This window comes from Microbacterium sp. AC132 (assembly GCF_979258525.1).
The window spans coordinates 1320213-1345791 of sequence record NZ_OZ409862.1; the positions used below are offsets into that span (position 1 = coordinate 1320213).

Below are 25579 nucleotides of genomic sequence, written 5' to 3' on the forward strand. Positions count from 1 at the left end.
GGGCAGGAAAGGGACGTCATGGTCGAGCGATTCACACTCGGGGATGCGGGGTACATCATGTACGCCGACATGCTCGATCGCCTGCGAGCGCGGTTCCCGTCGGTTCCCGCCTGGCGGCTCGACCAGATCGTGGCCGCCGAGCACGACGCCATCACGGGCGGACTGCTGCGGATCGTCCCTGCCGAGGTCGAAGCCGGCGCGATCGAGATGCTCGCGCGCGAGCATGGAGAGAACGAGGGATCCCTGAGCGATGACGGCGAGGTGGCGTGATGGAGCGCTCTGAAGAATTCGGCCGATCGGGGTACTGGTACCCCGACTCCGACAGCGCGAGCACGGTCGACGTGCTCAACATGCTCCGCCGCTACCGCTCGGCCGAGACCGCCATGCGAGCCCGCACCAGGGCGTCGATGGGCATGAACGAGACCGACCTGGTCGCGCTGCGCTTCCTGCTGCGCGAGCAGCGGGCCGGCCGCATCGTGCGCCCGATCGACATCGCCCGCATGCTCGACATCTCCACGGCGTCGACGACGACCCTCATCGACCGCCTCGAGAAGGGCGGGCACGCGAAGCGCGAGCCGCACCCGACCGATCGCCGCGCCGGGGTCGTCGTGCCCACGGTCAGCAGCGACGACGAGGTGCGCGAGACCCTCGGCGCGATGCACCGGCGGATGCTGTCGCTCGTCGACGAGATGAGCGACCGCGAGCGTGGCATCGTGACGCGATTCCTCGCCGGCATGACCTCGGCCATCGAAGAGGCGTCGGATCTCGATCAGGAGCTGCGCGACGTCATCCGCTCGCACGAGGAGTCCGAGCCCTCCGGCGAGTGATCCCTCCGCCGCGGGTCAGGCCTTCTCGACCTGATCCTCGACCCGAGCGCCAGCCACTCCGTCGTCGTCCGCGGCGTTCTCGAGGCGTTCGGGGAACAGCTCGTCGAGGTCGAGGTCGGGGTTCTCCTCCTGCGTCTCGACCAGTTCCACGGCCTCCTCGATCGTCTGCACGCTCGGCATCGCACCCGGCAGCGGCCTGCGCGCCGACTCCTTGAGCACCACCACGGCGATGAAGCCGGCGATCGAGGTGCCGATCACGTAGAACGCCGGGGCCAGCGACGATCCGGTCATCTGCACGAGCGCCTCCATCACGACCGGAGCCGTGCCCGCGAACAGGGCGACGGCGAGGTTGTACGAGATGCCCATGCCGCCGTAGCGCGACGACGTCGGGAAGAGCGCGGGCAGAGACGAGGCGAGGTTGGCCACATAGAAGGTCACGGGGAAGGCGAGCAGCACCAGGCCGAGGAGCGTCGACCAGATCTCCCCGTGCATCATGAACAGGAACGACGGCACGGCCAGCACGATCGCCGAGATCGACCCGATGAACAGCACCTTGCGGCGTCCGATGCGGTCGGAGAGCTTTCCGGTGAGCGGGATGCAGAGCGCCATCGCCACGAGCACGGGAAGGGTGAGCAGAGTGCCGTGCACCTCGTCGTAGCCCAGGGTTCCGGTGAGGTACGTGGGCATGTAGGAGGTGAGGGCGTAGCCCACGGTGTTGGCGGCGGCGACGAGCACGAACGCCGTCAGCAGCTCGCGCCAGTATGCGCGGATCAGTGCGAGCACGCCCTTGGGCGCATCCGCCGACGCCTGTGCGTCGTCGGCCGCGCGCTTCGCCGAGTCCTGTGCCTCCTGGAATGCCGGGGTGTCCTCGATCTTCAGCCGGAAGTAGATCGCGATCAGTCCGAGCGGAAGCGCGACGAGGAACGGGATGCGCCAGGCGAAGCCCTGCATGACCTCGGCCGACAGCGTCAGCTGCAGGATCGAGACGAAGGCGGCGCCGATCGCGAAGCCCATGTACGAGCCGAGGTCGAGCAGGGAGGCATAGAAGCCGCGGCGCCGGTCGGGCGCGTACTCGGTGATGAAGGTCGTGGCGCCCGCGTACTCACCGCCGGTCGAGAAGCCCTGCGCGAGCTTGAGCACGATCAGCAGGATCGGCGCCCAGACGCCGATGACCGAGAAGTCGGGGAGCACGCCGATGAGGAATGTGGCCGCGGCCATCATGATCAGCGTGAAGGCCAGCACGCGCTGACGGCCGAGTCGATCGCCGAGCTGGCCGAGCACGATGCCGCCGAGCGGACGGGCGACGAAGGTCACCGCGAAGACGCCGAGCGAGAAGAGCGACTGCGCCCCCGCGGATGCGTCCGGCAGGAACGCCCGCCCGATGATCACCGCGAGATAGCCGTAGACGCCGATGTCGTACCACTCCATGAGATTGCCGACCACGGTGCCGGCGACCGCGCGGCGGAGCATCGGGCGGTCGACGACGGTGACGTCCTCGACCGTGAGCCGACGAGGCTCTGCCGCGGCGGGACGCAGCCGTCGCAGCAGGCGCTGCCACAGGTTCGGCGTGTCATTGTTCAGGCGGTCGGACATGCTGTCTCACTCTCTCTCGCGCCGCACGACCATCGCAGGTCGGGCCGCACAGAAGGCGGGGAGGTGGCTCGCGCCACCTCCCCGCCGTTGCTCACCGGTGTCAGTTGTTGAACGCGTCCTTCACGTTCTCTCCGGCCTTCTTGACGTCGGCCTTCGCCTGGTCGGCGCGGCCCTCCGCCTCGAGCTTCTCGTTGTCGGTCACCTTGCCGACGGCCTCCTTCGCCTTGCCGGCGAGGTCCTGAGCGGTGTTCTTGATCTTGTCATCGAGTCCCATGGGGGCTCCTCTCTCTTATCAGCGGTGGTCTGTGGTCGAGCGCCCGCGCCGTGCGGTCACAGGGGGATGTCGAGGGCGGATGCCGCCAGCGGCAGAGTGCCGGCGGCGATGACCGCGATGAGGCCGACGACTCCGGCGGACTTCCAGAACGGCGTGCGCGATGCGGGGAGCGGGACGCTGCGGAGCCCGGTGGAGCGGCCGACAGCAGCACGTGCCGACAGCGGGGCGACGTCGACAGGACCGTTCGGCAGGATTCGCCGAGACCGGAGCTCACGACGGGTGGGGTACTGCGTGGCTGTCGTCATGTGATCACCTTCCTCCGCCAAAAGATTACTAGATGAACTAGTCAATCGCCAGCCTAGTGAAATTTCCGGTCATCACGCCTACGCTCGACACATGACCGAGCTCACCCAGCCCACCGGGCACGAAGAGGCCCTGCGCGCCCTCCCCCGCGAAGACGGATCGGCGCCTCGCGCGCTGGTGCTCGGCGCCACGGGATACATCGGCGGGCGGCTGACGCCTCGTCTGCTGAACGCCGGATACCGGGTGCGCGCACTGGCCAGGGACGCCGCGCGCGCGGCATCCTTCCCGTGGGGTGCCGACTGCGAGATCGTCGAGGGGTCGGCTGACGACGCGGACGCCGTGGCCGAGGCCATGCGCGATGTCGACGTGGTCTACTACCTGATCCACTCGATGACGGCGGGCAAGGGGTTCGAGGAGAGCGACGAACGAGCGGCCACCACGGTGGCGGATGCCGCGGCGAAGGCCGGCGTGCGCCGCATCGTGTACCTCGGCGGACTGCATCCCGACGATGTGAAGCTCTCGCCTCATCTGCGCTCCCGGGTGCGGGTGGGCGAGATCTTCCTCGAGTCGGGCGTTCCGACGCTCGTGCTGCAGGCGGGCGTCGTGATCGGCTCCGGTTCCGCGTCGTTCGAGATGATCCGGCACCTGACCGATGTGCTGCCGTACATGCCGGCGCCGAAATGGGTGCGCAACCGCATCCAGCCGATCGCGGTGCGCGACGTGCTGCACTACCTGCTGGGCGCCGCGCGCGTCGATGACAGCGTCAACCGCGCCGCCGACATCGGCGGACCCGACGTGCTGCGCTACGGCCAGATGATGAACGGCTATGCGCTTGAGGCGGGTCTGCGCCAGCGCGCGATCGCTGCCCTGCCGGTGCTCACTCCGGGACTCGCATCGCACTGGGTGAACCTGGTGACCCCGGTTCCGCGATCGATCGCGCGCCCGCTCGTCGCGTCGCTGCAGAACGAGTGCATCGTCAAGGACCGCGCGATCGATGACCTCATCCCCCGCCCGGACGGCGGGCTGACCCCGTATCGGACCGCCGTCTCGATGGCGCTGGGCCGTCTCGACGCCGACACCATCGAGACGAGCTGGCAGGATGCCGAGGTCTCGGGCGCCCCCAGCGACCCGCTGCCCAGCGACCCGGACTGGGCGGGACGCACCGTCTTCACCGACACCCGCAAGCTGAAGACGTCAGCTCCGGTCGACGGACTGTGGCGGGTGATCATCGGCATCGGCGGGTCGAACGGCTGGTATTCGTCGAAGTTCCTCTGGGCGGTGCGCGGCTGGATGGACCGGCTCGTCGGCGGAGTCGGGCTCCGCCGCGGACGCCGCAGCAAGGCCGAGGCGCGGGTCGGTGATGCGATCGACTTCTGGCGCGTCGAAGCCGTCGAGGAGCCCGGCCGCAAGACCGACTCGTCGCCCGCGAGCGGCGGACTGCTACGGTTGCGCGCCGAGATGAAGGTGCCGGGCGAGGCCTGGCTCGAGCTGCGCGCACTGCCCGACGGCGACGGATCCCGCTACGAGCAGCGGGCGGTGTTCTTCCCCCGCGGGCTCGCGGGACGGCTGTACTGGCTGGCCGTGCTGCCGTTCCACGGCTTCATCTTCGCGGGCATGGCGGCGAAGATCACCGCCGCGGCATCCGTCCCCGTCGAGACGGTCGCGCCCGGTGCGGGCGAGGCGGGTGCGGGCGAGGCGGGCGTCGGCGAAGCGGGTGCGAGCGAGGCGGGTGCGGGCGAGGCGGCCCCGAGCGAGACGGCCCCCGTCGCCTGAGCCTCTGGGCCCACGCGCGAGGTGAATGCGGGGCCACTTCGACACCGGGACTCACGTGCGGGGCCACTTTCGCAGCGGAAACGGCCGATTCGGATGCGCTACTGACCCCACACCGCGATGGAACCCGCGGGTAGGGGCAACCTCACTCCCACAGCCCGCGTGGCGGGGCCACTTCGGCATCCGGACCCACGCACGAGGTGCATCCGGGGCCACTTCGGCACCCGGACCCACGCGCGAGGTGCCTGCGGGGCCACTTCGGCATCGGGACTCACGTGCGGGGCCACTTTCGCAGCGGAAACGGCCGATTCGGATGCGTTATTGACCCCGCACCGCGATGGAACCAGCGGGTAGGGGCAACCTCACGCCCCACCCACATGGCGGGGCCACTTCGGCACCGGGACTCACGTGCGGGGCCACTTTCGCAGCGGAAACGGCCGATTCGGATGCGTTACTGGCCCCGCACCGGACCGACGGCGGCGCGGGCGGGGTCAAGAATGCACCTGTCGTCAGGAAGGACGCTCGGCGAGGCCCGCAGGGTCGCCCCCGTCATCCGACCCGGCGTCCGCGGCCGCACCCGCACTCGCATCGCCGGCCGCACTCGCGTCGCCGGTCGCACTCGCATCTCCGGCCGGACTCGCATCGCCGGCATCGGCGCCGGCATCCGCAGCGCCACCACCGGCGTCGGGGATGATGTCGATCGCCTCGGTCGCGGTCGCGTAGACCTCGGCGAGGCTGTCGTCGACGTCGGCCTCATCGATCCAGGCGAGGTCGTCTTCCGAGTGGTCGTACTCGACGGGCACGAGCGCGAAGTCGTCGCCGTACTCCTCGAGTCCGGCCATGACGCTGTGGCGAACGGCCATGCGGGCATAGCGCTCGCGCAGGATCATGGGGTCGCGTCGCAGATCCTTCATGAACGCGACCATCATGAAGGCCATGATCACGGCGAACGGCAGCGCCGCGATGATCGTGACGTTCTGCAGCGACTTCAGGCCGCTGCCCTCTTCGCCGGTGACGAGCAGCACCGCCGCGATCACTCCGACCAGGACTCCCCAGACGACGGCGACCCAGCGCGACGGCTCGGGGCGGCCCTGCTGCGAGAGCGTGCCCATGACGAGCGAGGCCGAATCGGCGCCGGTGATGAAGAAGATCGAGATCAGCAGGATGAGCACGATGCTGGTGATCAGCGGGAACGGCAGGTTCTCGAGCACGCCGAAGAGCACCTCTTCGGGCGGGTCGACCGTGAGCCCTGCGCCGTTCATCTGCTGCTGGATCGCCGTGGTTCCGAAGATCGCGAACCAGATGAGCGAGATGGCGGCCGGAACCAGGATGACGACGGAGACGAACTGTCGCAGCGTGCGGCCCCGCGAGATCTTGGCGATGAACATGCCCACGAACGGCGACCAGGAGATCCACCACGCCCAGTAGAAGATCGTCCAGCTCGACAGGAACATCTGCGCCTCGTCGCCCTGCGACGCCGACCGCGCGACCATCTCGGGCAGGTCGCCGAGGAACTGCACGGCGACCGAGGGGATGACGTTCAGGATCAGCAGCGTCGGTCCGACGAAGAAGACGAAGAATGCGAGCAGCAGCGCGACGACCGCGTTGATGTTCGACAGCGCGCGGATGCCCTTCGAGACGCCCGAGACCGCCGAGGCGATGAAGCAGGCGGTGAGCACGGCGATGGCCGCGATGAGCACGCCGTTGCCGAGTTCGCCGATGCCGCTGACGATCTCGACGCCGTGGCCGATCTGCAGGGCTCCCAGGCCGAGCGACGCGGCGGTGCCGAAGAGGGTCACGATGATCGAGAAGATGTCGATCGTGCGACCGAGGGGTCCGGTGGTGCGCCCCTCACCGAGCAGCGGCGCGAAGATCGACGAGATCAGGGGCGTGCGGCCACGACGGAACGCGCCGTACGCGATCGCGCCGCCGACCAGCGCGTAGAAGGCCCACGCCTGCGGGCCCCAGTGGTAGAGCACCTGCGCCTGCGCCGTGTGCATGGCCTCGAGGGTGTTCGCCTCGACCGTTCCGGGCGGCGGGTTCTCGAAGAAGGTGAGCGGCTCGGCGGCGCCCCAGAAGACGAGACCGATGCCCATTCCGGCGGCGAAGAGCATCGAGATCCACGAGAACATCGAGAATTCGGGCTCTTCGTCGTCGCGGCCCAGGGGAATGCGTCCGTAGCGGCTGAAGCCGACGAAGAGCATGAAGACGAGGATGACGGTCGCGATCGTGGTGAAGAAGAAGCCGAAGTACTCGACGACCCACCCGAGCACGGTCGAGGTCGTGCCCGAGAGGTTGTCACCCGCGAACACGCCCCACGCGATGAACGCGAGGGTCAGCGCGACGGCGATGCCGAAGACGAGCGGATCGGTGCGGTAGGTGCGTCCGGTCTCTTCGACCGAGACGCCGGGCACGAGCGCCGGGTGCACGCCGCGCGGCGGAACCGCGGCGATGTCGCGCACGATCTTCTGCGCGGTCTCGGTGGCCTTCGCGGCCTGCCTGATCGCGGCGGTGGAGGTCTTCGGAGGCTCGTTCCTCGTGGGCGTCTTCTCGTCCGGAGTGTCCATGAGAACCCATTCTCCCATGCCGGCATTCTGCGACCTGGACGGAAAGGCCAGATGAACGGGTCGATCCGCGGCGCTCCGGGGCGCACACGCCGGGCGGATGCCGGATGCTCCGGGTTCTCCGGGCGCGTCAGCGCGAGCAGTCCGGGCGCGTCAGCGCGAGCGACGACCGCCAAACACCGAGTGCAGCAGGGGCAGCGCCGAGACGCAGATGAGGGTGATGCCGAGCGGCGGCAGCGGCGTGACGAGCAGCGCGCCTCCGACGAGCATCGCGGCGAACAGCACGCCCGATCCGATGCGGCGGGCGATGCCCTCGAGCCGGTCGAGGCGGCGCTCGAGGGCCGAGGTGTCGAAGGTGACGTTGCCGTCGTCGACGCGGGTGATGATCGCGTCGATCCGCTTCGGCAGGCGGTAGGTGACGGCGGCGGTCTCCATGGCCTGCTGCGCCATGTCCTGCATGAGGTTGCCCGACTCGTCGCGCAGCAGGCGGCCGGCGTAGGGCTCGGCGGCGTCCCACACGTTGAACGATGGATCGAGGCTCGAGCACATGCCCGAGGTCAGCGACACCGCACGGATGAGCAGCAGCATGTTCTCGGGCAGCTGGAGCGGAAGCGAGCGCACCATGTCGCCGAACTCGTCGGCGAAGTCGGTGAACTCCCGAGGGTCGACCTTGCTGAGCTCGGCGAAGCCCATGCCGCCGAAGCGGGCGAACAGCGCGCGGAGCGCCCGCTCGAGCTCGGCGGTGTCCGCGGAGGGCAGCAGCACGCCGATCTCCTGGGCCGCGGTGACCAGGCCTCGACTGTCGCGACCGGCGACCGCGATCAGCAGTGTGCGCAGACCGTCGCGGAGGTTGTCGGGCACCTCGGCCATCATCCCGAAGTCGATGAAGGTGAGGCGGAAGTTGCGGCCGGTCGTCGAGTCGGCCTCCGGTGTCACGAAGATGTTGCCCGGGTGCGGGTCGGCGTGCACGAAGCTGTGCGTGAACACCTGGTCGAACATGACCTCGGCGAACACGTCGGCGACCTCGGCCGGATCGATGCCGGCTGCCCGCAGAGCATCCGTGTCGTTGATCTTGATCGCGGTGACGTCCGAGAGCGTGAGCACGCGCCGGGTCGACCGCTCCCAGACGATCTCGGGCGCGCTGACGCGGGGGTCGCCGGCGAAGTTCTCACGGAAGCGCTCGGCGCTGGCGGCCTCGTGCAGGTAGTCGATCTCCTCGAGGCTGGTCTGCGCGAACTCCTCGACGAGGCCGGGCGCGTCGACCCGATCGGCGACCAGTCGCACGCGCATCGCCCAGCGGGCGACGCGGCGGAGGGCCGCGAGGTCGACCGCGACGATCTCGTCGATGCCGGGGCGCTGCACCTTGACGACGACGTCGCCGAGACCGGTGTCGACGGCATCCTGCGCGGAGAGTCGGGCCCGGTGCGCTTGGCCGAGGGATGCCGCAGCGACCGGCGTCTCATCGAACCAGGCGTAGGCCTCAGCGAGCGGACGGCCGAGTTCGGCCTCGGCGGCCGCGCGGATGTCGGCGAACGGCACGGCCGGGACCTCGTCCTGCAGTCCCTCGAGCTCCTTCGTGATCTCGGGCGGCAGCACGTCGAGGCGCGACGACATGAACTGCCCGACCTTGATCATGAGGCCGCCGAGTTCGACCGCGAGCACGTGGAACCGCTTCGCGAAGCGCTGCATGCGCGGCGACCGGGTGCGCTCGGCGATCGAGCTCATGCCGAAGCGCGGCAGCACGAGCTCGAACCACCAGACCTTGAGGAACTCGCGCGCCGCGAACGACAGGATGCGGCGGTACCGGGCACGATGGGCGCCCTGCGCCGCAGCATCCGTCATGTGTCGTCCCTGTGTCGTGTGCGATCAGTCCTGAGCGAGGATCGAGTACAGCCTACGGCGGGCCTCGTCGAGGATCTCGACCGCCTGCTGCACCTGCTCGGTGCTGCCGCTGCGACCGACGGCCGCGGCTGCCGCCGCGAGGTCGACGCCCGCCTTGGGCAGTGCGCTGTAGCGGGGGTTGTCGTGCGAGCCCTCGCTCTTCGACTGCGACTCCCACGGGGCGGGGGTCTCGGTGTGCTCGGCGGCGACGGCGCGGCCGGCCTCGGTGAGCGAGTAGGTCTTGCGACCGTTCTGCTCCTGAGCCTCGATCAGGCCCTCGTCTGCCAGCAGCTGCAGGGTGGGGTAGACCGAGCCTGCGCTCGGCTTCCACGATCCGCCGCTGCGATCGGCGATCTCGTTGATGATCTGGTAGCCGTGCATCGGCTTCTCGGTGAGCAGCGACAGCACCGCGGTGCGGACGTCGCCCTTCGCCATGCGCGAGCCGCCGCTGGGGCGCTGCTCGAAGGACTTGCGGAGCTGCTCCATGGCATCGAAGATCGCGGATGCGGGTCCGCCCTGGCCCGAGCCGAAGCCGGATCCGCCGAACGGGTTCGAGGGGAATGCGTTGTTCATGATGACCTCCCGGAAGTGGTGAGCGATAGTCAACGATATATCGTTAAGGCTGAATGTGGGGTGGGAGTCTCGGCCCGGAAGGTGAACTTCGGCGGATGTGTCGATCGGCCTGCTGCTCGATCGTCATCTCTCTGTACGCTGACCGTCGAACAGTGAGGAAGAGACATGCGCTACACACTGCTGTTGCACTACGAAGAGCTCGATGCCGAGACTCTGGGCGCCGAGGCGCTCGCAGAGGGCCAGGCCGCATTCGCGAGCTACGCCGCCACCCTGCAGTCGGCAGGGGTGCTCGTCTCGGCCGAGGTTCTGCAGCCGTCGGCCGTCAGCACCACCGTTCGCGTGCGCGATGACGCGCTGCAGGTGCAGGACGGCCCGTTCGCCGACACGAAAGAGCAGCTCGGCGGCACGGTCGTCATCGACGTCCCCGACCTGGATGCCGCGATCGGATTCGCCCGCCAGGCCCCGCCGGCGTTCTGGGGTGCGGTCGAGATCCGCCCGGGTGCCGTGTTCACGGTCGACGGCGTCTGGACTCCGAACCGATGATCCCCGAGGGGGTCCGGGCCGCTGCAGAGAGTGCGGCGAGGACCTCCTACGGCCGGCTGGTCGCGCTGCTCGCGGCGCGGTCCGGCGACCTCGCGCTCGCCGAGGACTCCCTGTCGGGAGCGTTCGAAGAGGCGCTGCGGCGCTGGCCGGATGCCGGAGTGCCCGACAACCCGGAAGGGTGGTTGATGACCGTGGCGAGGAACAGGCTGCGCGATATGTGGAAGTCGGCGGCGGCGACGGCATCCGCTCCCCTCGCCGAGGAGAGCGCTCGCGTCGATCCGCTCGCCGACCATGATCCGCTCGCGATCGGCGACAAGCGACTCGAACTGCTGTTCGTGTGCGCGCATCCGGCGATCGACCCTGCCGTGCGCGCGCCGCTCATGCTCCAGACCGTGCTCGGATTCGAGGCGGCCGAGGTCGCGCGCGCGTTCGCCGTTCCGGCGACGGCGATGGCACAGCGCCTGGTGCGGGCGAAGCGACGCATCAGAGATGCCCGCATCCCGTTCGCGATTCCGGACCGCCGCTCGATGCCCGAACGATTGCCCGCTGTGCTGGAGGCGGTCTACGGATGCGCCGCGCTCACCTGGCGCGGCGACGCCGAGTCGATGGCGGGCGAAGCGCAGTACCTGGCCGTCACTCTGGCGGGGCTTCTCGATGACGAGCCCGAGGCGTGGGGGCTGGCCGCCCTCACGACGCTGACTCTCGCGCGGCGCTCTCGCGAGTTCATCCCCCTCGACGAGCAGGATCCCCAGACCTGGGATGCGGCGCTGATCGCCGAGGGCGAGGCGTACCTGCGGCGAGCGCGGCCGACCGGTGCGCCGGGACGATTCCAGCTCGAGGCGGCGATCCAGGCGGTGCACTGCGATCGGCTGCGCACGGGCGCGACCGATTGGGACTCACTGCGGATGCTGTACGCCGCGCTTCTCGCGGTCGCTCCGACCCTCGGCGCCCGGGTCGCGGCCGCCGTCGTCACCGCGCGCATCGACGGAGCCGAGGCTGGCCTCGCCGCACTTCCGGCCCATGCAGAGGGATTCCAGCCGTACTGGGCGGCTCGGGCGGGCCTGCTCGCCGAGGCCGGACAGGATGCCGGTGAGGCCTACGCGCGGGCGATCGCGCTCGCCGACGACGACGGCGTCATCGGCTTCCTCCGCGGCCGCGCGGCGGCCCACGCACGATCCCACTGACACGCACTGCACGCATACGCCGCACGCACTGCACGCACACGGCGCTGAAAGCAAGCCCCGTGCGCTCCATAGCCGACGATGTTTGACTGCCGTCGATGTCGTCTTCCCCTGCCGTTTCCCCACCGTCCACTTCGATCAGAGTGAGCGTCGTCGTTCCCGTGTTCCGTCCGGGAGCGGCGTTCGACGAGCTCATCGCGTCTCTCGATCGGCAGACGCTCGATCACGGCCGGTTCGAGGTGCTGCTCTGCGACGACGGCTCCGGTGAGGAGACGGCGGCTCGACTGGTCGAGATCGCGCGTGATCGTCCCTACGTGCGCGTCGCGTATCTACCGCATTCGGGGTGGCCGGGAACACCGCGCAACCACGGGATCGACGATGCGCGCGGCACGTACATCCAGTTCGTCGATCAGGACGACTGGCTCTACGACGGCGCCCTCGAGGCGCTCTGCGACTACGCCGACGAGCATGCATCCGATGTCGTGGTCGGCAGGGAGGTCGGCATCGGCCGGCGGCTTCCGAGTCGCATCTTCCGCCGCGACATCCCCCGCGCGCGACTCGGCGAGGATCCGCTGCTCGAGATGCTGACGCCGCACAAGATGTTCCGCACCTCGTTCCTGCGCGAGAAGCGCATCCGATTCCCCGACGGCAAGGTGCGCCTCGAAGACCATCTGTTCGTGATGAGGGCGTACTTCGAGGCGTCGACGATCTCGATCCTCGCCAGCCGCCCCTGCTACGCGTGGGTCAAGCACGCGGGCAGTGCCAGTTCGTCGCGGATCGAACCCGAGACGTACTTCCCGCATCTCGAGGCCGTGCTCGATCTCGTCGAGCGGTACACCGAACCGGGGCGACTGCGCGACCGGCTGCTGCGGCACTGGTTCCGCGGCAAGATCCTCAAGCGGGTGTCGGGCAAGAAGTACGCCGGGTACCCCGAGGAGTATCGCCAGCGACTGCTCGACGTCGTCATCCCGCTCGCGCGACGTCGCTTCGGACCCGGCGTCGACGGGGGCCTGGCCTTTCCGAACCGCATCCGGGCCGCACTGCTGCGAGCCGATCGACGCGCCGACCTGCTGACGTTCGCGCGGTTCGAGGCCGAGCTCACCTGCCGGGCGGTGGTGACGTCGGCACGGTGGTCGCGGGGCGGCGGACTGTATCTCACCGTCGATGTCTCGATCACCCGCGACGGGCAGGACGCACTCGAGTTCGAGCCGGGCACGGGCGTCATGACGTCACTGCCGATCGCGATGGACGGCCTTCCGACCGGTCTTCTCGAAGCCAAGCGGGAGATGTCCAACGATCACGTCGAGCTGGTGTGGCGCGACAAGGCCGCGGCGATCGAGCGTCGTGTGGCGAACCTCCACCCACGCAGCCTCGACTCCCTCCGCATCGCGATCGACCCGCTGAAGGTGTTCCGGCCCGACGACGAGTCGCGCGGGGCGAAGCTCTTCGTGACCGTGCGACGGGCGGGGTGGACCTTCGACGTCCCTCTCCGAGCGGATGCTGCGACGCTCGCCGCCGCGGGACGCTCACCCCTGCTCGCCGGGCGCACGTGCACGCCGGTCGCGGGACGCGGCGGCGCCGTCGAGCTGCGCAGGCAGTACCCCGGCGGCCGGCTCAAGGACCTGGCCGGCCGCGCTGTGCGTCGGGTGCGGAGCGGCTCGCGCACGAAGTGACGAGGGTCAGCGCGGCAGCGTGAGCACCTCGGCCCCGGTCTCGGTGATGGCGATGGTGTGTTCGGTGTGGGCTGTGCGGCATCCGGTCGCACTGCGCAGCGTCCAGCCGTCGTCGTCGATGACCAGCCGGTCGGTGTCGGCCATCACCCACGGTTCCAGTGCGAGCAGCAGGCCGGGGCGCAGTCTGTAGCCGCGGCCGGGGCGTCCGTCGTTCGCGACGTGCGGGTCCTGGTGCATCGTCGAACCGATGCCATGGCCGCCGAACTCGAGATTGATCGGGTAGCCCGCGTCGCCGAGTACCGTGCCGATCGCGTGGGAGAGGTCGCCGATGCGCGCGCCGGGTCGGGCTGCGGCGATCGCGGCGGCCAGCGCACGCTCGGTCGCGTCGATCATGTCGAGGTCGGCGGATGCCGCACCGTCGCCGACCACGAAGCTGACGGCGGCATCCGCTGAGATCCCCCGGAGCGTGACGGCGAGGTCGAGAGTGAGAAGGTCGCCGTCGAGGAGGGCGTAGTCGTGCGGCATCCCGTGCAGCACCGCATCGTTCACGGCAGTGCAGACGTAGTGGCCGAAGGGCCCCCGACCGAAGGAGGGGGCGTAATCGACGTAGCAGGACTGCGCACCGGCATCCTCGATCATCTGCTTCGTCCAGCGGTCGAGGTCGAGCAGGTTCACCCCGACCGCCGCTCGCTCCTTGAGGGACTGGAGGATGCCGCCGACGAGGGCGCCCGCGTCTCGTGCACGAGCCAGTTCGTCGCGGTTCAGGATCTCGATCATGGGGTTCTCCACAGCTCGCCGTCGGTCGTTCCAATAACTATACCGGTAATACTATCCCGGTATTACAATGGGCTCATGATGGTTCGGATGCCCCTGACTCCCGCCGAGGTCGAGCGGGGCGAGCGCCTCGGCGCGCTGCTGCGGCGAGCGCGCGGTGAGCGATCGATGCTGAGCGTCGCCCTCGAGGCGGGGGTCTCGCCCGAGACCCTGCGCAAGATCGAGTCGGGTCGCGTGGCGACCCCCGCCTTCTCGACCATCGCCGCGATCGCCGGCGTGCTGCACCTCTCGCTGGACTCGGTGTGGTCCGAGATCGAGCCGGCGGTGCATGCGGTCGGTCGCACGCAGGTCGCGTCCTGAGATGGCGCATGCGCTGATCACGGGCAGCTCGCGCGGCATCGGCCGCGCAGTGGCGCAGGCCTTCGCCCGACGGGGCGACCGGGTCGTCGTGCACTACGGCCGCGATCGCGCGGCCGCGGAAGAGACCCTCGCCTCACTCGAAGGCTCGAACCATGCGATCGTGGGCGGCGACGTCGGGGACCCGGCGGAGGCGCAGCGCGTGGTCGAGGAGGGCATCGCAGCCCTGGGTTCACTCGACATCCTGGTGAACAATGCGGCCGTGGCCCCGAGCACGGCGAACGAGCATCGCGTCGACTCGACGACGTATGCCGAGTGGCAGCGCGCCTGGTCTGCCATGGCCTCGGTGAACCTGCTCGGCGCCTCGAACGTCACGATGCTCGTCGCTCAGCACATGATCGAGCGGGGCAGCGGCGGATCGATCGTCAACGTCGGGTCACGCGGCGCGTTCCGCGGAGAGGCCGACCACCCCGCGTACGCCGCGACCAAGGCAGGACTGCACGCGTTCGGGCAGTCGATGGCGCTGGTGCTCGCACCCCACGGCATCTCTGTGACCTCGGTCGCTCCGGGAATGGTGGCGACAGACCGGCAGACGGCGAAGCTCGAAGGAGAGCAGGGCGACAGCATCCGCGGTCAGAGTCCGTTTGGCCGGGTGGGCACGCCCGAAGAGGTGGCGGATGCCGTCGCCTATCTCACCTCGCCCACCGCGGTGTGGGCATCGGGCACGGTGCTCGACCTGAACGGCGCGTCGTACTTCCGCTGAGGCGGTGGGCTCTCGCCTGGGCTGTTGCGGGTCACGAACGCAGCACGGACTCCAGCAGGCCGGGGAACAGCTCGTCGAGCTCTGCGCGGCGCAGCGTCAGCATCCGTCGCCGGCCGTTGGGCTCGTTGCGGATCACGCCCGCTTCGCGCAGCACCTTCATGAAATGCGACTTGGTGGACTTCGGCAGGTTCGGGTCGGTCGCGTGGCATTCCGCCATGTCGAGCGGCCCGTCGGCGAGCTGTCGCGCGATCGCCAGACGCTCGGGGTCGCTGAGGGCGAAGAGCACGTCGGTGAGCTGGATCTCGGATCGCTCGGGGTGCGGGAGTTCGCCAGGCATGGTTCGAGAATAGTTGAACAATTGCGGGATCGCGAGTACGCTCCGATAGTTCGATGAATCTCGAACCAATACCGCGGGAGCACTCATGACCACCACGTCACCGATCGACACGACCGCGACGGCACCTCGGATCCGTCGCCCGCGCTTCGGCTTCGCGCTGGCCGTCGTGACGCAGATCTCGATGATGATGGGCGCGAGTGCGCCGTCGCCGTTCTACCCCGTGCTCGCCGCAGAGATCGGATTCGACGCGATCGTCATCAGCGCCGTCTTCGCCGTCTACGCGGTCGCCCTGCTGCTCGCCCTGCTCACCGCAGGCTCGCTCTCCGACCATGTCGGGCGGCGACCGGTCGCGATCGGCGGTCTCCTGGTGCTCGCCGCGAGCATGGTGCTGTTCTGGCATGCCGATACGGTCGCCACGCTCATGCTCGCCCGCATCCTGCAGGGGGCGGCGAGTGGCGTGCTCATCGCAGCCCTCTCGGCCGCCGCGCTCGACCTCGCCCCCGGTGGCCGTTCGAGGGTCGCCGCATTGTGGAACGCGCTCAGCCCCGGAATCGGCCTCGCCCTCGGCGCGCTCGTCTCGGGCATCGCGCTGGACGTGACCGGACAGCCGCTGCTCGACGTCTTCGCACCCCTGACCGCCGTGTACATCGTGCTCGCGGGGCTCTTCTTCCTGGCACCCGAGACCGCTCCGCTGCGGCCGGGAGCACTCGCGTCGCTGAGCTTCCGACTGTCGGTGCCGGCCGGCATCCGCTCGGACTTCTGGCGCGGAGCCCCCGCGATCATCGCCGGCTGGGCGACGGGTGGGCTCTTCCTCTCACTCGGCGCGAACATCGTGCGCACCCAGCTCGGCGGTGAGGCGCACGTCTGGCAGGGACTCGCGGTCGCGATGCTGGCCGGCGTCGGTGCGGTCACCGCATTCCTCTTCCGCAACCGGCGCCCGCGCACCTCGGTGATCTTCGGCACCGCGGCCCTCGCCGTCGGCACCGCGCTGTCGCTCTGGGCGCTCGCGACCGGGTCGCTTCCGTTCTACCTCGCCGCGACCGCCGTGACCGGCATGGGATTCGGCACCGCCTTCTCGGGAGTCGTCGCCTCACTCGCACCCCGCATCCCCCCGACCGACCGCGCCGACACGTTCGCCGTGATCTACCTGCTCGCCTACCTCGCCTTCGGCGTGCCCGCAGTCGTCGCAGGGATGCTGGTCGGAGCCTTCGGACTCGGCGCAGTGTGCGTCGGGTACGGCGTCGCGGTCATCGCGCTCGCGCTCATCGCACTGGTGCTGCGGGTGCGTCGAGCGGAGTAGCTGCTCTCTGTTGGGTGGAGGTCTCTCGCGTCGGAGGGGATCTCTCGCGCCGAAGGACAGATGCCGCCGACACCTCCTTCGGTAGACGCGATCTCCTTCCGAGCGCGCGCCGCCTCCGGCATCCCACCGACTGCGAAGGAGATCTCTCACTCCGAAGGAGAGATACCGCCGACACCTCCTTCGGTAGACGCGATCTCCTTCCGAGCGCGCGCTGCCCTCCCGCATCCACCCCCAGTACGAAGGAGATCTCTCGCCCCGAAGGACGGATGCCGCCGACACCTCCTTCGTTATGCGCGATCTCCTTCCGAGCGCGCGGCCCCGGCATCCACTCCCACTGCGAGGGAGATCTCTCGCCTCGAAGGAGGGATGTCGCCGATATCTCCTTCGGTATGCGCGATCTCCTTCCGAGCGCGCGGCCCCGCATCCGGAGGAGATCTGCGCACCGGCGGAGATCTGCGTAGCGGAGGAGATCTGCGCACCGGAGGACGAACTCGCGCAGTTGATCCTCCCTTCCGTAGATCTCCTCTGCATCGAACGCGCCCCCGCACATCCACCTTGCCGAATCGAACGATTAACGATAGATTTCTGCTGTTGTTCGATGAGGGGTGGAGTCATGGCGAAGTCGACGATCATCGTGCTGCGGGTCGTGATCGCGTTGGCGCTTGTCGGATCCGTGGCCGTGCAGGCGCTCATCGTGCCGCTGCTGTGGCTCGACCTCGCCGACGAAGAGCTGTGGGCACGGATCGCCTTCGTGTCGATCGTCGTCCTCGGGGTCGGCACTCTGCAGGTCTTCGGCATCTGCGTGTGGCTGCTGCTCACGAAGGTGCGTCGCGGATCGATCTTCTCGACCTCGTCGTTCCGCTACATCGACGTGATCATCGGCGCGATCCTCGTGGCCGCGGCTCTCCTGTGGATCCTCGCGGCGATACTCGCTCCGGGCTCGGCAGCTCCGGGTCTCGTCGCGCTCATCGGCGGAGCCGGGGTGGTACTCGCCGGCGTCGCCCTGCTGGTCGTGGTGATGAAGGCGCTGCTGCGGCAGGCGATCGACCGCGATGTCGAGGCGCAGGCGCTGCGGTCCGAGCTCGACAACGAGGTCATCTGATGCCCGTCGTCGTCGACATCGACGTGATGATGGCGCGACGCAAGATGGGTGTCGGCGAGCTGGCCGAGCGCATCGGGATCACGCCGACGAACCTGGCCGTGCTGAAGAACGGGCGGGCGAAAGCCGTGCGGTTCTCGACCCTCGACGCACTGTGCGAAGCGCTGGAATGCCAGCCCGGCGACATCCTGCGCTGGGAGGCGTGAGGGGGACCTCTTTCGTCGCGGCACTCACACCCACGCACCCACACACCCACACACACACGCACCCACGCACCCACGCAACGGAGGAGATCTGCGCTTCAGAAGGCCTGATCCCGGGATTCTCTCCTTCGGAAGCGCATTTCTCCTTCACAATGCGTGATGCGCGCGCTTCGAGACCTCGACACGGCAGCCATCGCACTCCTGCAGTGCGGAGGAGAACAGCGCACGGGAGGATGACCTCGTCAATACGGCCCTCCGCATCGCAGATCTCCTCCGCATCGACGAGGTCAGCAAGAGAGGGACAGCACTGGATGCCGGACGTCGAAGCCCCCGGAGGCCAATACCTACCGCCGCGCGAGCAGGTCGCGCAGTCGCGCGGCCTCGCCCTCGGGCATCCCGTAGCCGTGCTCGGGCGCCGGGTACTGCCCGCCTCGCACCTCGTCGGCATAGGCCGCGACCCCCGCGATGGACACACCGCGCACATCGGCGTAGCGCTTGACGAACTTGGCGGCCCCGCCGGCGTAGATGCCGAGCAGGTCGTGGAAGACGAGCACCTGGCCGTCGGCATCCGCTCCGGCTCCGATGCCGATCAGCGGAATGCGCAGCAGGGGCGCGAGAGCGGCGGTGACCTCGGACGGCACTGCTTCGATCACGAGCAGCGAAACTCCGGCATCCTGCAGCGCGAGGGCGTCGTCGATCACGGCGAGCGCCGCCTCGGCGGTGCGTCCCTGGGCGCGGTATCCGCCGAGCGAGGTCGCAGTCTGCGGCGTGAGTCCGACATGGCCGACGACGGGGATGCCGGCATTCACGAGCGCTCGGGCACGGTCGACCGTGGTGCCGCCGCGCTCGATCTTGACCAGGTCGACGCCGGCCTCCTTGATGAAGCGCTGCGCGGTCGCGAGGGCGAGCTCATCCGACGCCTCGTATGAACCGAAGGGCAGGTCGCCGACGAGCAGTGGCTTCGTGAGTCCGCGCCGCACGGCCTTCGTCAGCATCAGCATCTCGTCGGTCGTGACGGGCACGGTGCTGTCGTGGCCGAGCACGGTCATCGCGGCCGAATCACCGACGAGCACCAGGTCGACGCCGGCCTCCTCGACGATCTGCGCACTCGGGAAGTCGTACGCGGTGACCATGACGATCGGCTCGCCGGCATGCTTCTTGGCGTCGAGATCGCGCAGGGTCAGTCGCTTCGTGGGGGCGGCGTGGGCGCTCATGGCGTGAACCCTCTCAGCAGGTGGTTGTCGATCAATCGGGCGGCGCCGACACGGGCGGCGACGAGCAGCAGGGCGTCGCGGTCGATGCGGGTGACGGGCTGAAGCGTCTCAACATCCCGGAGTTCCAGGTACTCGACGTCGATTCCCGCCTCGGCGAGAACATCCCGGGCAGCGGACAGGATGCCATCGCCATCGCCGATACCGTCCCCGTCGCCCGAACGGTGCGCCGCATCCGCCGCGTCGAGCGCACGGTTCAGCGCGGTCGCCCGGGCGCGAGCATCCGCGTCGAGGTACACGTTGCGCGAGCTCATGGCGAGTCCGTCGGGTTCGCGGACGATGGGGCACGCCTCGATGCGCACATCGAGGTTCAGGTCACGCACGACCCGGCGGACGACGAGCACCTGCTGCGCATCCTTCTGCCCGAAGTACGCGACGTCGGGCTGCACGATGCCGAACAGCTTCGTGACGACGGTCGCGACGCCGTCGAAGTGGTGGGGGCCGCGGCTCGCGCCGTCGAGCACCTCGGTGATGCCCGCCACGTGGATGTTCGTGGCGAAGCCGTCGGGGTAGATCTCGGCCGGCTCGGGGGCGAAGAGAAGGTCGACGCCCTCCGCTTCAGCGAGCGCGGCGTCACGCGCTTCGTCGCGCGGGTAGGTGCTGAGGTCTTCGTTCGCGGCGAACTGGGTCGGATTGACGAAGAGCGAGACGACGACGAGGTCGTTCTGCGCCCTCGCCGCGCGCATGAGCGAGAGGTGCCCCTCGTGGAAGGCGCCCATGGTCGGGACGAGCCCGACAGTCCCGCCGTCACCGCGGGCGTCTCGAACCGCGGTGCGCACCTCGGCGATCGTACGGAGGATTCTCATGACCGGGGCTTTCTGTCGGCGACCGCTCGGGTGGCGGCGGCGAGTGCGTCGAAGAGGTCGGCGAAGTCGGCAGATGCTGCGCGCTGCCGCGCGACGGTCGCCTCGTCGCCGCGAGCGATCGGACCGGTGAGGGCCGATGCCGCGCCGGATGCCACCCAGTTGTCGACCGTCTGCTGCACGAGCGGTGCGAGGTGGGCGCGATCCAGCCCGGAGGGAGCCGCGAGGCGCTCGGCGGCGTCGAGCACCGTGAGCACGAAGTTCGAGGCGAAGGATGCGGCCGCGTGATACTCCGCGCGGTGGGCGTCGTCGACGCGGAAGGGTGTCGCACCGAGCGCTGTGGCGAGCTGCTCGGCCACCGCGAGCGCCTCTGGTGTGCGGGCGTCGACCGCGACGCCGATTCCGCGGAAGACCTCGGGCGTCTCGGTGCCGGTGAAGGTCTGCAACGGGTGGATGCTGAAGTCGACGTCGGTGAGCGGCGTCGCGCCTGAGACGTGCGCGACGAGTCGAGCATGCGGTCGCGCGGCGAAGGCCACCGCCGCGATCGCCGAATCGGGAACGCAGAGCAGCGCGATATCGGCATCCGGCATCCGGTCGTCGCGACGAAGCGGGCCGAGGACGCCGAAGCCCGCTGCACGCAGGGCCCGGGCGAGAACGCCGCCGAGACGACCGGCGCCGACGATGGCGATGGTCGTGTCAGGGGCGAGAACAGGGGTGCTGTGCATGTCGATTCCCCGGCCGAGAAGGGCGGCGCGGATGGGATGAGTATCCGCCCGAGACCGGGTACGCGCAAAATCTCGGAGCATACTGACAATCCGAACGCGCCCAGCCCTTGTCACTCTGGTGCGCAGAACAGGCAGAACCCTGCTCTCAATGACCTCTCGATCTCGCCACCCTCCCGCGACACCACCGATCGGGAGGGGATCCTCGATGCGGAGGGCCGATTCCCGGCATCCGCCCTCCGTACTGCAGAAATCCTCCGCATCGAGACCGAGGTCTTACGCTGGAACGTCTGCCCCATCCCCGGGCACCTTCTCTGGAGCATCCCCATGTCTGCACTCGCGGTCGACGATCGCGCCCACTATCGGGCGAATCCCACTGTCCTCCAGGCGCTGAAGAGTCCGCGGATGCTGACGCGCGAGGTGCTCGCGGGCCTGGTCGTGGGTCTCGCGCTGATCCCCGAGGCGATCGCGTTCTCGGTGATCGCGGGCGTCGACCCGAAGGTGGGGCTGTTCTCGTCGTTCATCATGGCGGTGTCGATCGCGTTCCTCGGCGGGCGCCCCGCGATGGTGACCGCGGCGACCGGAGCCGTCGCGCTCGTGATCGCACCGGTCGCTCCGACCTACGGGATGGACTACTTCATCGCGACCGTGATCCTCGCGGGCATCTTCCAGGTGCTCCTCGGGGTGCTGGGCGTCGCGAAGCTGATGCGATTCATCCCACGCAGCGTCATGGTCGGGTTCGTGAACGCGCTCGCGATCTTCGTGTTCAGCTCGCAGTTCCCGCAGCTGATCGACGTGCCGTGGCTGGTGTATCCGCTGGTCGCACTGGGGATCGTCGTGATGATCGTGATGCCGAGGATCACCCGGGTCGTGCCGGCGCCACTCGTGTCGGTGATCATCGTGACCGGTGTCGTGCTGGCGTTCGCGATCACCGTGCCGACGGTCGGCGATCAGGGCGAGCTGCCGAAGAGCCTTCCCGAGCTGTTCATCCCGAACGTGCCGCTCACCTGGGAGACGTTCACGATCATCGCTCCGTTCGCCCTCGGGGTCGCGCTGGTCGGGCTCATGGAGTCACTGCTCACCGCCAAGCTCGTCGACGAGATCACCGACACCCACTCGAACAAGACGCGCGAGTCGTGGGCGCAGGGCGTGGCGAACATGCTCTCCGGAATCTTCGGAGGCATGGGCGGATGCGCGGTGATCGGCCAGACCATGATCGGCGTCAAGGCGTCCGGGGCGCGCACCCGCATCTCGACGTTCTGCGCCGGCATCTTCCTGTTCCTGCTGGTCGTCGTGTTCGGCGACTTCGTCGGCACGATCCCCATGGCCGCCCTCGTCGCCGTGATGATCATGGTCGCGATCGGCGCCTTCGACTGGCACAGCGTGAAGCCGTCGACCCTCAAGCGGATGCCGAAGAGCGAGACCTTCGTGATGGTGGCGACCGTCGTGCTCGTGCTCCTCACCCACAACCTCGCGGTCGGCGTCGTCGGCGGGGTGCTGGTCGCATCCGTGCTGTTCGTGCGCCGCGTGGCGCACTTCGTCTCGGTCGAGCGCTCGGTCGACCGCTCGGTCTCGGGCGACGTCGCGCGCTACGTCGTGAACGGCGAGCTGTTCTTCGCCTCGAGCAACGACCTCACCACCCTCTTCGAGTACCCCGACGACCCCGAGCATGTCGTGATCGACCTGTCGGGATCGCACATCTGGGATGCGTCGACCGTCGCCGCTCTGGATGCGATCGAGACGAAGTACGCAGCGCTCGGCAAGAGCGTCGAGATCGTCGGGATGAACGAGAGCAGTCAGGGGATGCGGGGACGGTTGACCGGCGGGTTCGAGTAGCGATCCACCCGGACGCGCCTCAGCGCACGAGGGCGGGCCGCTTGCTGTCGAACTGCCAGTCGGGCAAGAGGTACTGCATGCCGATCGCGTCGTCGCGGGCGCCGAGCCCGTGCTCGACATACAGCTCGTGGGCCTCGGCGAGCCGCACGCGGTCGATCGTCACACCGAGTCCCGGCCGGTCGGGCACGCGCACCGCGCCGTCGCGGATCTGCGGCGCATCGACCGTCAGCTGCTGACCGTCCTGCCAGATCCAGTGCGTGTCGAGTGCCGTGATCTCGCCGGGCGCGGCGGCACCGACCTGTGTGAACATCGCCAGCGAGATGTCGAAGTGGTTGTTCGAGTGCGAGCCCCATGTCAGGTCGAAGTCGTTGCACAGCTGCGCGACGCGCACCGACCCTGCCATGGTCCAGAAGTGCGGGTCCGCGAGCGGGATGTCGACGGCATCCGATCGGATCGCGTGCGCCATCTCGCGCCAGTCGGTCGCGATCATGTTCGTCGCGGTCCGCAGTCCGGTGCGCCGCCGGAACTCCGCCATCACCTCTCGGCCCGAGAACCGGCCCTCCGCACCGCAGGGGTCCTCGGCGTAGGCGAGCACGTCGCGCAGTCGTCGACCGATGCGCACCGCATCCTCCAGCAGCCACCCGCCGTTCGGGTCGAGTGTGATGCGCGCCTCGGGAAAGCGCTGGGCGAGGGCGGTCACGACGTCGGCCTCGATCTCTCCGTCGAGGACGCCGCCTTTGAGCTTGAAGTCCGAGAATCCGTAGCGCTGCTGGGCGGCTTCGGCCAGGCGCACGACGCCCTCGGCCGTCATCGCCTCTTCGCGTCGCACGCTCTCCCAACTGTCGCCGCTCTCGCGCAGATAGGGGAGGTCGGTCCTGTCGGCATCGCCGACGAAGAACAGATAGCCCAGCATCGGCACGCTGTCGCGCTGCTGACCGTCGCCGAGCAGTTCGGCGACCGGCACGCCGAGGTGCTGCGCATGCAGGTCGAGAAGCGCCGACTCGATGCCGGTGACGGCGTGCACGGTGGTGCGCAGGTCGAACGTCTGCAGCCCGCGGCCACCGGCGTCGCGATCGGCGAAGCGCGTGGCGATCGACCGCAGCAGCGAACGGTATCGGCCGACCGGCTGACCCGAGAGCATCTCGCCGGCCTCGGTGATGGTGCGGCGGATCGGCTCTCCGCCGGGAACCTCGCCGAGACCCTCGCGTCCGTCCGAATCCGTCACGATGACGATGTTGCGGGTGAAGAACGGCCCGTGCGCGCCCGAGAGGTTCAACAGCATCGAGTCGTGGCCGGCGACCGGAACGACCTCGACTCTGTCGACGGTGGGAACGGCGCTCATGCGGACGCCTCGCGCCGCCCGTCGATGAAGCGCGGGACGTGCCACGGGTTGGCGTCGCGCAGCGCCTCGGGCAGCAGCTCGTCGGGGATGTTCTGATACGCGACCGGCCGCAGAAAGCGCTCGATCGCGAGAGTCCCGACGCTCGTGGTGCGCGAGTCGCTCGTCGCCGGGAACGGTCCGCCGTGAACCATGGCGTGCCCGACCTCGACCCCGGTCGGCCAGCCGTTCGCGAGGATGCGTCCGACCTTGCGCTCGAGCACCGGCAGCAGCGCCGCCGCGAGCTCATTATCGTCCGCCCGGAGCTGCAGCGTGGCCGTCAGCTGACCCTCCAGACGCGACGCCGCCTGCACCAGCTCGGCGACATCGCCGTACCGCACCACCAGCGATGCCGCACCGAAGATCTCCTCGTGCAGCACGTGGTTCTCCTCGAACGATCCGAGGTCGGCGGCGTGGATCACCGGCGCGGGGGCATGCGGACCCTCTCCGTCGGATCCCCGCGCGAGGATCTCGGCGTTGGCGTCCCTCGTCTCGACGCCCTCGCGCCACGCGGCGGCGATGCTCGGCGAGAGCATGGTCTGCCCTGTGGCCGCGCGCAGCGCCTCGGATACGGCCTGCAGGAAGGCGTCGCCCTGCTCGCCCCGCGGGACGAAGACGATTCCGGGCTGCGTGCACAGCTGCCCGCTGGATCCGGTCGCGCTCTGCACGTACCCCGCGGCGAGCGCTCCGACATCGCCGCGCAGAGCGCCGGGCAGGATGAACACGGGGTTCACCGAGCTCATCTCGGCGTAGACGGGGATCGGCACCGGCCGCGCCTGCGAGGCGCGCACGAGGGCGAGACCGCCTTCGCGGGAGCCGGTGAACCCGACGGCCTGGATCTCGGGGTCGGAGACGAGCGCCTGTCCGACGCTGCGGCCCGGGCCGAAGATGTGCGAGAAGACTCCCGGGTGGAGTCCATGGGCGTCGATGGCACGCGCGATCGCCGTCGCCACGAGCTCGCTCGTGCCGGGGTGCGAGCTGTGCGCCTTGAACACGACCGGGCAGCCGGCTGCGAGGGCGGATGCGGTGTCTCCGCCGGCGGTGGAGAACGCGAACGGGAAGTTCGACGCCCCGAACACCGCCACAGGCCCGAGAGGGATCTTGCGCTGACGGATGTCGACGCGGGGCACCGGCGTGCGGTCGGGCTGCGCCGGATCGATGCGCACGCCTCGGTGCTCGCCGGCTCGGACGACCTCGGCGAACAGCCGCAGCTGCCCGGTGGTGCGCGCACGCTCCCCGAGAAGACGCGCCTGCGGCAACCCGGTCTCCTGCATCGCCCGTTCGATCAGTGTGTCGCCGATCGCCTCGATCTCCTCCGCGACCGTCTCGAGGAAGGCCGCGTGTGCCTCGGGCTCGAGGCGCGAGAACGTCACGAACGCCTCGGCGGCAGCCGCCGTCGCCTCGCGGAGCTGGTCGACGTCGATCTGCGAGTAGGGCGGATCGAGCTGCTCGTCGGTGTCGGGCGCGATGGCGTGCAGAGCCGAGCCGGTGCCGGCGACGGAGCGTCCGGCGATCGAGGAATGCCCGGTGAGGACGGGAACGGTCATGTCACTC

The 25579-nt window shown here is 69.3% G+C and carries 25 protein-coding genes; 12 read left to right on the plus strand and 13 right to left on the minus strand.

What is annotated here, in order from left to right:
• The first annotated feature begins 18 nt into the window (after nucleotides 1-18).
• On the plus strand, nucleotides 19-270 hold the full coding sequence (locus ACZZZQ_RS06150) for a hypothetical protein (RefSeq protein ID WP_053098457.1): 252 nt from the start codon (nucleotides 19-21) through the stop codon (nucleotides 268-270).
• Nucleotides 270-827, plus strand: coding sequence for a MarR family winged helix-turn-helix transcriptional regulator (locus ACZZZQ_RS06155; protein ID WP_053098456.1), 558 nt, complete (start codon nucleotides 270-272; stop codon nucleotides 825-827). The genes ACZZZQ_RS06150 and ACZZZQ_RS06155 overlap by 1 nt, the downstream gene beginning before the upstream one ends.
• A gap of 15 nt (nucleotides 828-842) precedes the next feature.
• On the opposite strand, the gene ACZZZQ_RS06160 is transcribed toward ACZZZQ_RS06155, so the two are convergent.
• From ACZZZQ_RS06160 to ACZZZQ_RS06170, 3 genes are all read right to left on the minus strand, one after another.
• Nucleotides 843-2420, minus strand: coding sequence for an MFS transporter (locus ACZZZQ_RS06160; protein WP_285363714.1), 1578 nt, complete (start codon nucleotides 2418-2420; stop codon nucleotides 843-845).
• Nucleotides 2421-2520: 100 nt separating this feature from the next.
• On the minus strand, nucleotides 2521-2694 hold the full coding sequence (locus tag ACZZZQ_RS06165; protein ID WP_072590528.1) for a CsbD family protein: 174 nt from the start codon (nucleotides 2692-2694) through the stop codon (nucleotides 2521-2523).
• 56 nt (nucleotides 2695-2750) lie between these two features.
• Complete coding sequence (locus ACZZZQ_RS06170; RefSeq protein ID WP_295104537.1) at nucleotides 2751-2999, minus strand: hypothetical protein; 249 nt, start codon at nucleotides 2997-2999, stop codon at nucleotides 2751-2753.
• Between the two features lie 91 nt (nucleotides 3000-3090).
• Here ACZZZQ_RS06170 and ACZZZQ_RS06175 point away from each other — a divergent pair, with 91 nt between their 5' ends.
• Complete coding sequence (locus tag ACZZZQ_RS06175) at nucleotides 3091-4770, plus strand: SDR family oxidoreductase (RefSeq protein WP_463498173.1); 1680 nt, start codon at nucleotides 3091-3093, stop codon at nucleotides 4768-4770.
• A 506-nt stretch (nucleotides 4771-5276) separates the two neighbouring features.
• Here the strand turns inward: ACZZZQ_RS06175 and ACZZZQ_RS06180 are convergent.
• The 3 genes from ACZZZQ_RS06180 to ACZZZQ_RS06190 form a co-directional block, all read right to left on the minus strand.
• Entirely contained in the window at nucleotides 5277-7352 is a 2076-nt protein-coding gene (locus ACZZZQ_RS06180) for a BCCT family transporter (protein ID WP_463507123.1), read from the minus strand.
• 132 nt (nucleotides 7353-7484) lie between these two features.
• Nucleotides 7485-9173, minus strand: a complete 1689-nt coding sequence (locus ACZZZQ_RS06185; RefSeq protein ID WP_463507124.1) for an ABC1 kinase family protein — start codon at nucleotides 9171-9173, stop codon at nucleotides 7485-7487.
• A 24-nt stretch (nucleotides 9174-9197) separates the two neighbouring features.
• Complete coding sequence (locus ACZZZQ_RS06190) at nucleotides 9198-9785, minus strand: PadR family transcriptional regulator (protein ID WP_053098452.1); 588 nt, start codon at nucleotides 9783-9785, stop codon at nucleotides 9198-9200.
• 165 nt (nucleotides 9786-9950) lie between these two features.
• Between ACZZZQ_RS06190 and ACZZZQ_RS06195 the strand changes: the two genes are divergently transcribed.
• From ACZZZQ_RS06195 to ACZZZQ_RS06205, 3 genes are all read left to right on the plus strand, one after another.
• Entirely contained in the window at nucleotides 9951-10328 is a 378-nt protein-coding gene (locus tag ACZZZQ_RS06195; protein ID WP_053098451.1) for a YciI family protein, read from the plus strand.
• Nucleotides 10325-11512 (plus strand): RNA polymerase sigma factor, encoded by a 1188-nt coding sequence (locus tag ACZZZQ_RS06200; RefSeq protein ID WP_463507125.1) that lies wholly within the window; start codon nucleotides 10325-10327, stop codon nucleotides 11510-11512. The genes ACZZZQ_RS06195 and ACZZZQ_RS06200 overlap by 4 nt, the downstream gene beginning before the upstream one ends.
• A gap of 140 nt (nucleotides 11513-11652) precedes the next feature.
• Nucleotides 11653-13182: a glycosyltransferase family 2 protein gene (locus ACZZZQ_RS06205; protein ID WP_053098449.1), complete on the plus strand. Its 1530-nt coding sequence runs from the start codon at nucleotides 11653-11655 to the stop codon at nucleotides 13180-13182.
• Nucleotides 13183-13188: 6 nt separating this feature from the next.
• Here ACZZZQ_RS06205 and map read toward each other — a convergent pair whose 3' ends face one another.
• On the minus strand, nucleotides 13189-13959 hold the full coding sequence (gene map, locus ACZZZQ_RS06210; RefSeq protein WP_463507126.1) for a type I methionyl aminopeptidase: 771 nt from the start codon (nucleotides 13957-13959) through the stop codon (nucleotides 13189-13191).
• A gap of 78 nt (nucleotides 13960-14037) precedes the next feature.
• Here map and ACZZZQ_RS06215 point away from each other — a divergent pair, with 78 nt between their 5' ends.
• Nucleotides 14038-14316: a helix-turn-helix domain-containing protein gene (locus ACZZZQ_RS06215; RefSeq protein ID WP_056277652.1), complete on the plus strand. Its 279-nt coding sequence runs from the start codon at nucleotides 14038-14040 to the stop codon at nucleotides 14314-14316.
• 1 nt (nucleotide 14317) lies between these two features.
• Nucleotides 14318-15076, plus strand: a complete 759-nt coding sequence (locus ACZZZQ_RS06220) for an SDR family NAD(P)-dependent oxidoreductase (protein ID WP_463507127.1) — start codon at nucleotides 14318-14320, stop codon at nucleotides 15074-15076.
• A gap of 31 nt (nucleotides 15077-15107) precedes the next feature.
• Here the strand turns inward: ACZZZQ_RS06220 and ACZZZQ_RS06225 are convergent, their stop codons facing one another.
• The gene (locus tag ACZZZQ_RS06225; RefSeq protein WP_053098447.1) at nucleotides 15108-15413 is read right to left on the minus strand and encodes an ArsR/SmtB family transcription factor; all 306 of its coding nucleotides are present in this window, start codon (nucleotides 15411-15413) and stop codon (nucleotides 15108-15110) included.
• Between the two features lie 85 nt (nucleotides 15414-15498).
• Here ACZZZQ_RS06225 and ACZZZQ_RS06230 point away from each other — a divergent pair, with 85 nt between their 5' ends.
• From ACZZZQ_RS06230 to ACZZZQ_RS06240, 3 genes are all read left to right on the plus strand, one after another.
• The gene (locus ACZZZQ_RS06230) at nucleotides 15499-16713 is read left to right on the plus strand and encodes an MFS transporter (RefSeq protein ID WP_463507128.1); all 1215 of its coding nucleotides are present in this window, start codon (nucleotides 15499-15501) and stop codon (nucleotides 16711-16713) included.
• A 613-nt stretch (nucleotides 16714-17326) separates the two neighbouring features.
• Entirely contained in the window at nucleotides 17327-17815 is a 489-nt protein-coding gene (locus tag ACZZZQ_RS06235) for a DUF2975 domain-containing protein (protein WP_463507129.1), read from the plus strand.
• Nucleotides 17815-18018: a helix-turn-helix domain-containing protein gene (locus ACZZZQ_RS06240; RefSeq protein ID WP_431738067.1), complete on the plus strand. Its 204-nt coding sequence runs from the start codon at nucleotides 17815-17817 to the stop codon at nucleotides 18016-18018. The genes ACZZZQ_RS06235 and ACZZZQ_RS06240 overlap by 1 nt, the downstream gene beginning before the upstream one ends.
• Before the next feature lie 341 nt (nucleotides 18019-18359).
• On the opposite strand, the gene panB is transcribed toward ACZZZQ_RS06240, so the two are convergent.
• From panB to ACZZZQ_RS06255, 3 genes are read right to left on the minus strand one after another with little or no spacing between them, the layout of a single operon-like run.
• Nucleotides 18360-19229: a 3-methyl-2-oxobutanoate hydroxymethyltransferase gene (gene panB, locus ACZZZQ_RS06245; protein ID WP_463507130.1), complete on the minus strand. Its 870-nt coding sequence runs from the start codon at nucleotides 19227-19229 to the stop codon at nucleotides 18360-18362.
• A complete protein-coding gene (panC, locus tag ACZZZQ_RS06250) occupies nucleotides 19226-20092 on the minus strand; it encodes a pantoate--beta-alanine ligase (protein ID WP_463507131.1) in 867 nt (288 codons plus the stop codon). Before panC ends, panB begins: the two co-directional genes overlap by 4 nt.
• Complete coding sequence (locus ACZZZQ_RS06255) at nucleotides 20089-20814, minus strand: DUF2520 domain-containing protein (protein WP_463507132.1); 726 nt, start codon at nucleotides 20812-20814, stop codon at nucleotides 20089-20091. Before ACZZZQ_RS06255 ends, panC begins: the two co-directional genes overlap by 4 nt.
• A gap of 324 nt (nucleotides 20815-21138) precedes the next feature.
• Here ACZZZQ_RS06255 and ACZZZQ_RS06260 point away from each other — a divergent pair, with 324 nt between their 5' ends.
• Nucleotides 21139-22647, plus strand: a complete 1509-nt coding sequence (locus ACZZZQ_RS06260; RefSeq protein ID WP_463507133.1) for a SulP family inorganic anion transporter — start codon at nucleotides 21139-21141, stop codon at nucleotides 22645-22647.
• A gap of 19 nt (nucleotides 22648-22666) precedes the next feature.
• Here ACZZZQ_RS06260 and ACZZZQ_RS06265 read toward each other — a convergent pair whose 3' ends face one another.
• On the minus strand, nucleotides 22667-23989 hold the full coding sequence (locus tag ACZZZQ_RS06265; protein ID WP_463507134.1) for an enolase C-terminal domain-like protein: 1323 nt from the start codon (nucleotides 23987-23989) through the stop codon (nucleotides 22667-22669).
• A complete protein-coding gene (locus ACZZZQ_RS06270) occupies nucleotides 23986-25572 on the minus strand; it encodes an aldehyde dehydrogenase (NADP(+)) (RefSeq protein WP_463507135.1) in 1587 nt (528 codons plus the stop codon). Before ACZZZQ_RS06270 ends, ACZZZQ_RS06265 begins: the two co-directional genes overlap by 4 nt.
• Between the last annotated feature and the right edge of the window lie 7 nt (nucleotides 25573-25579).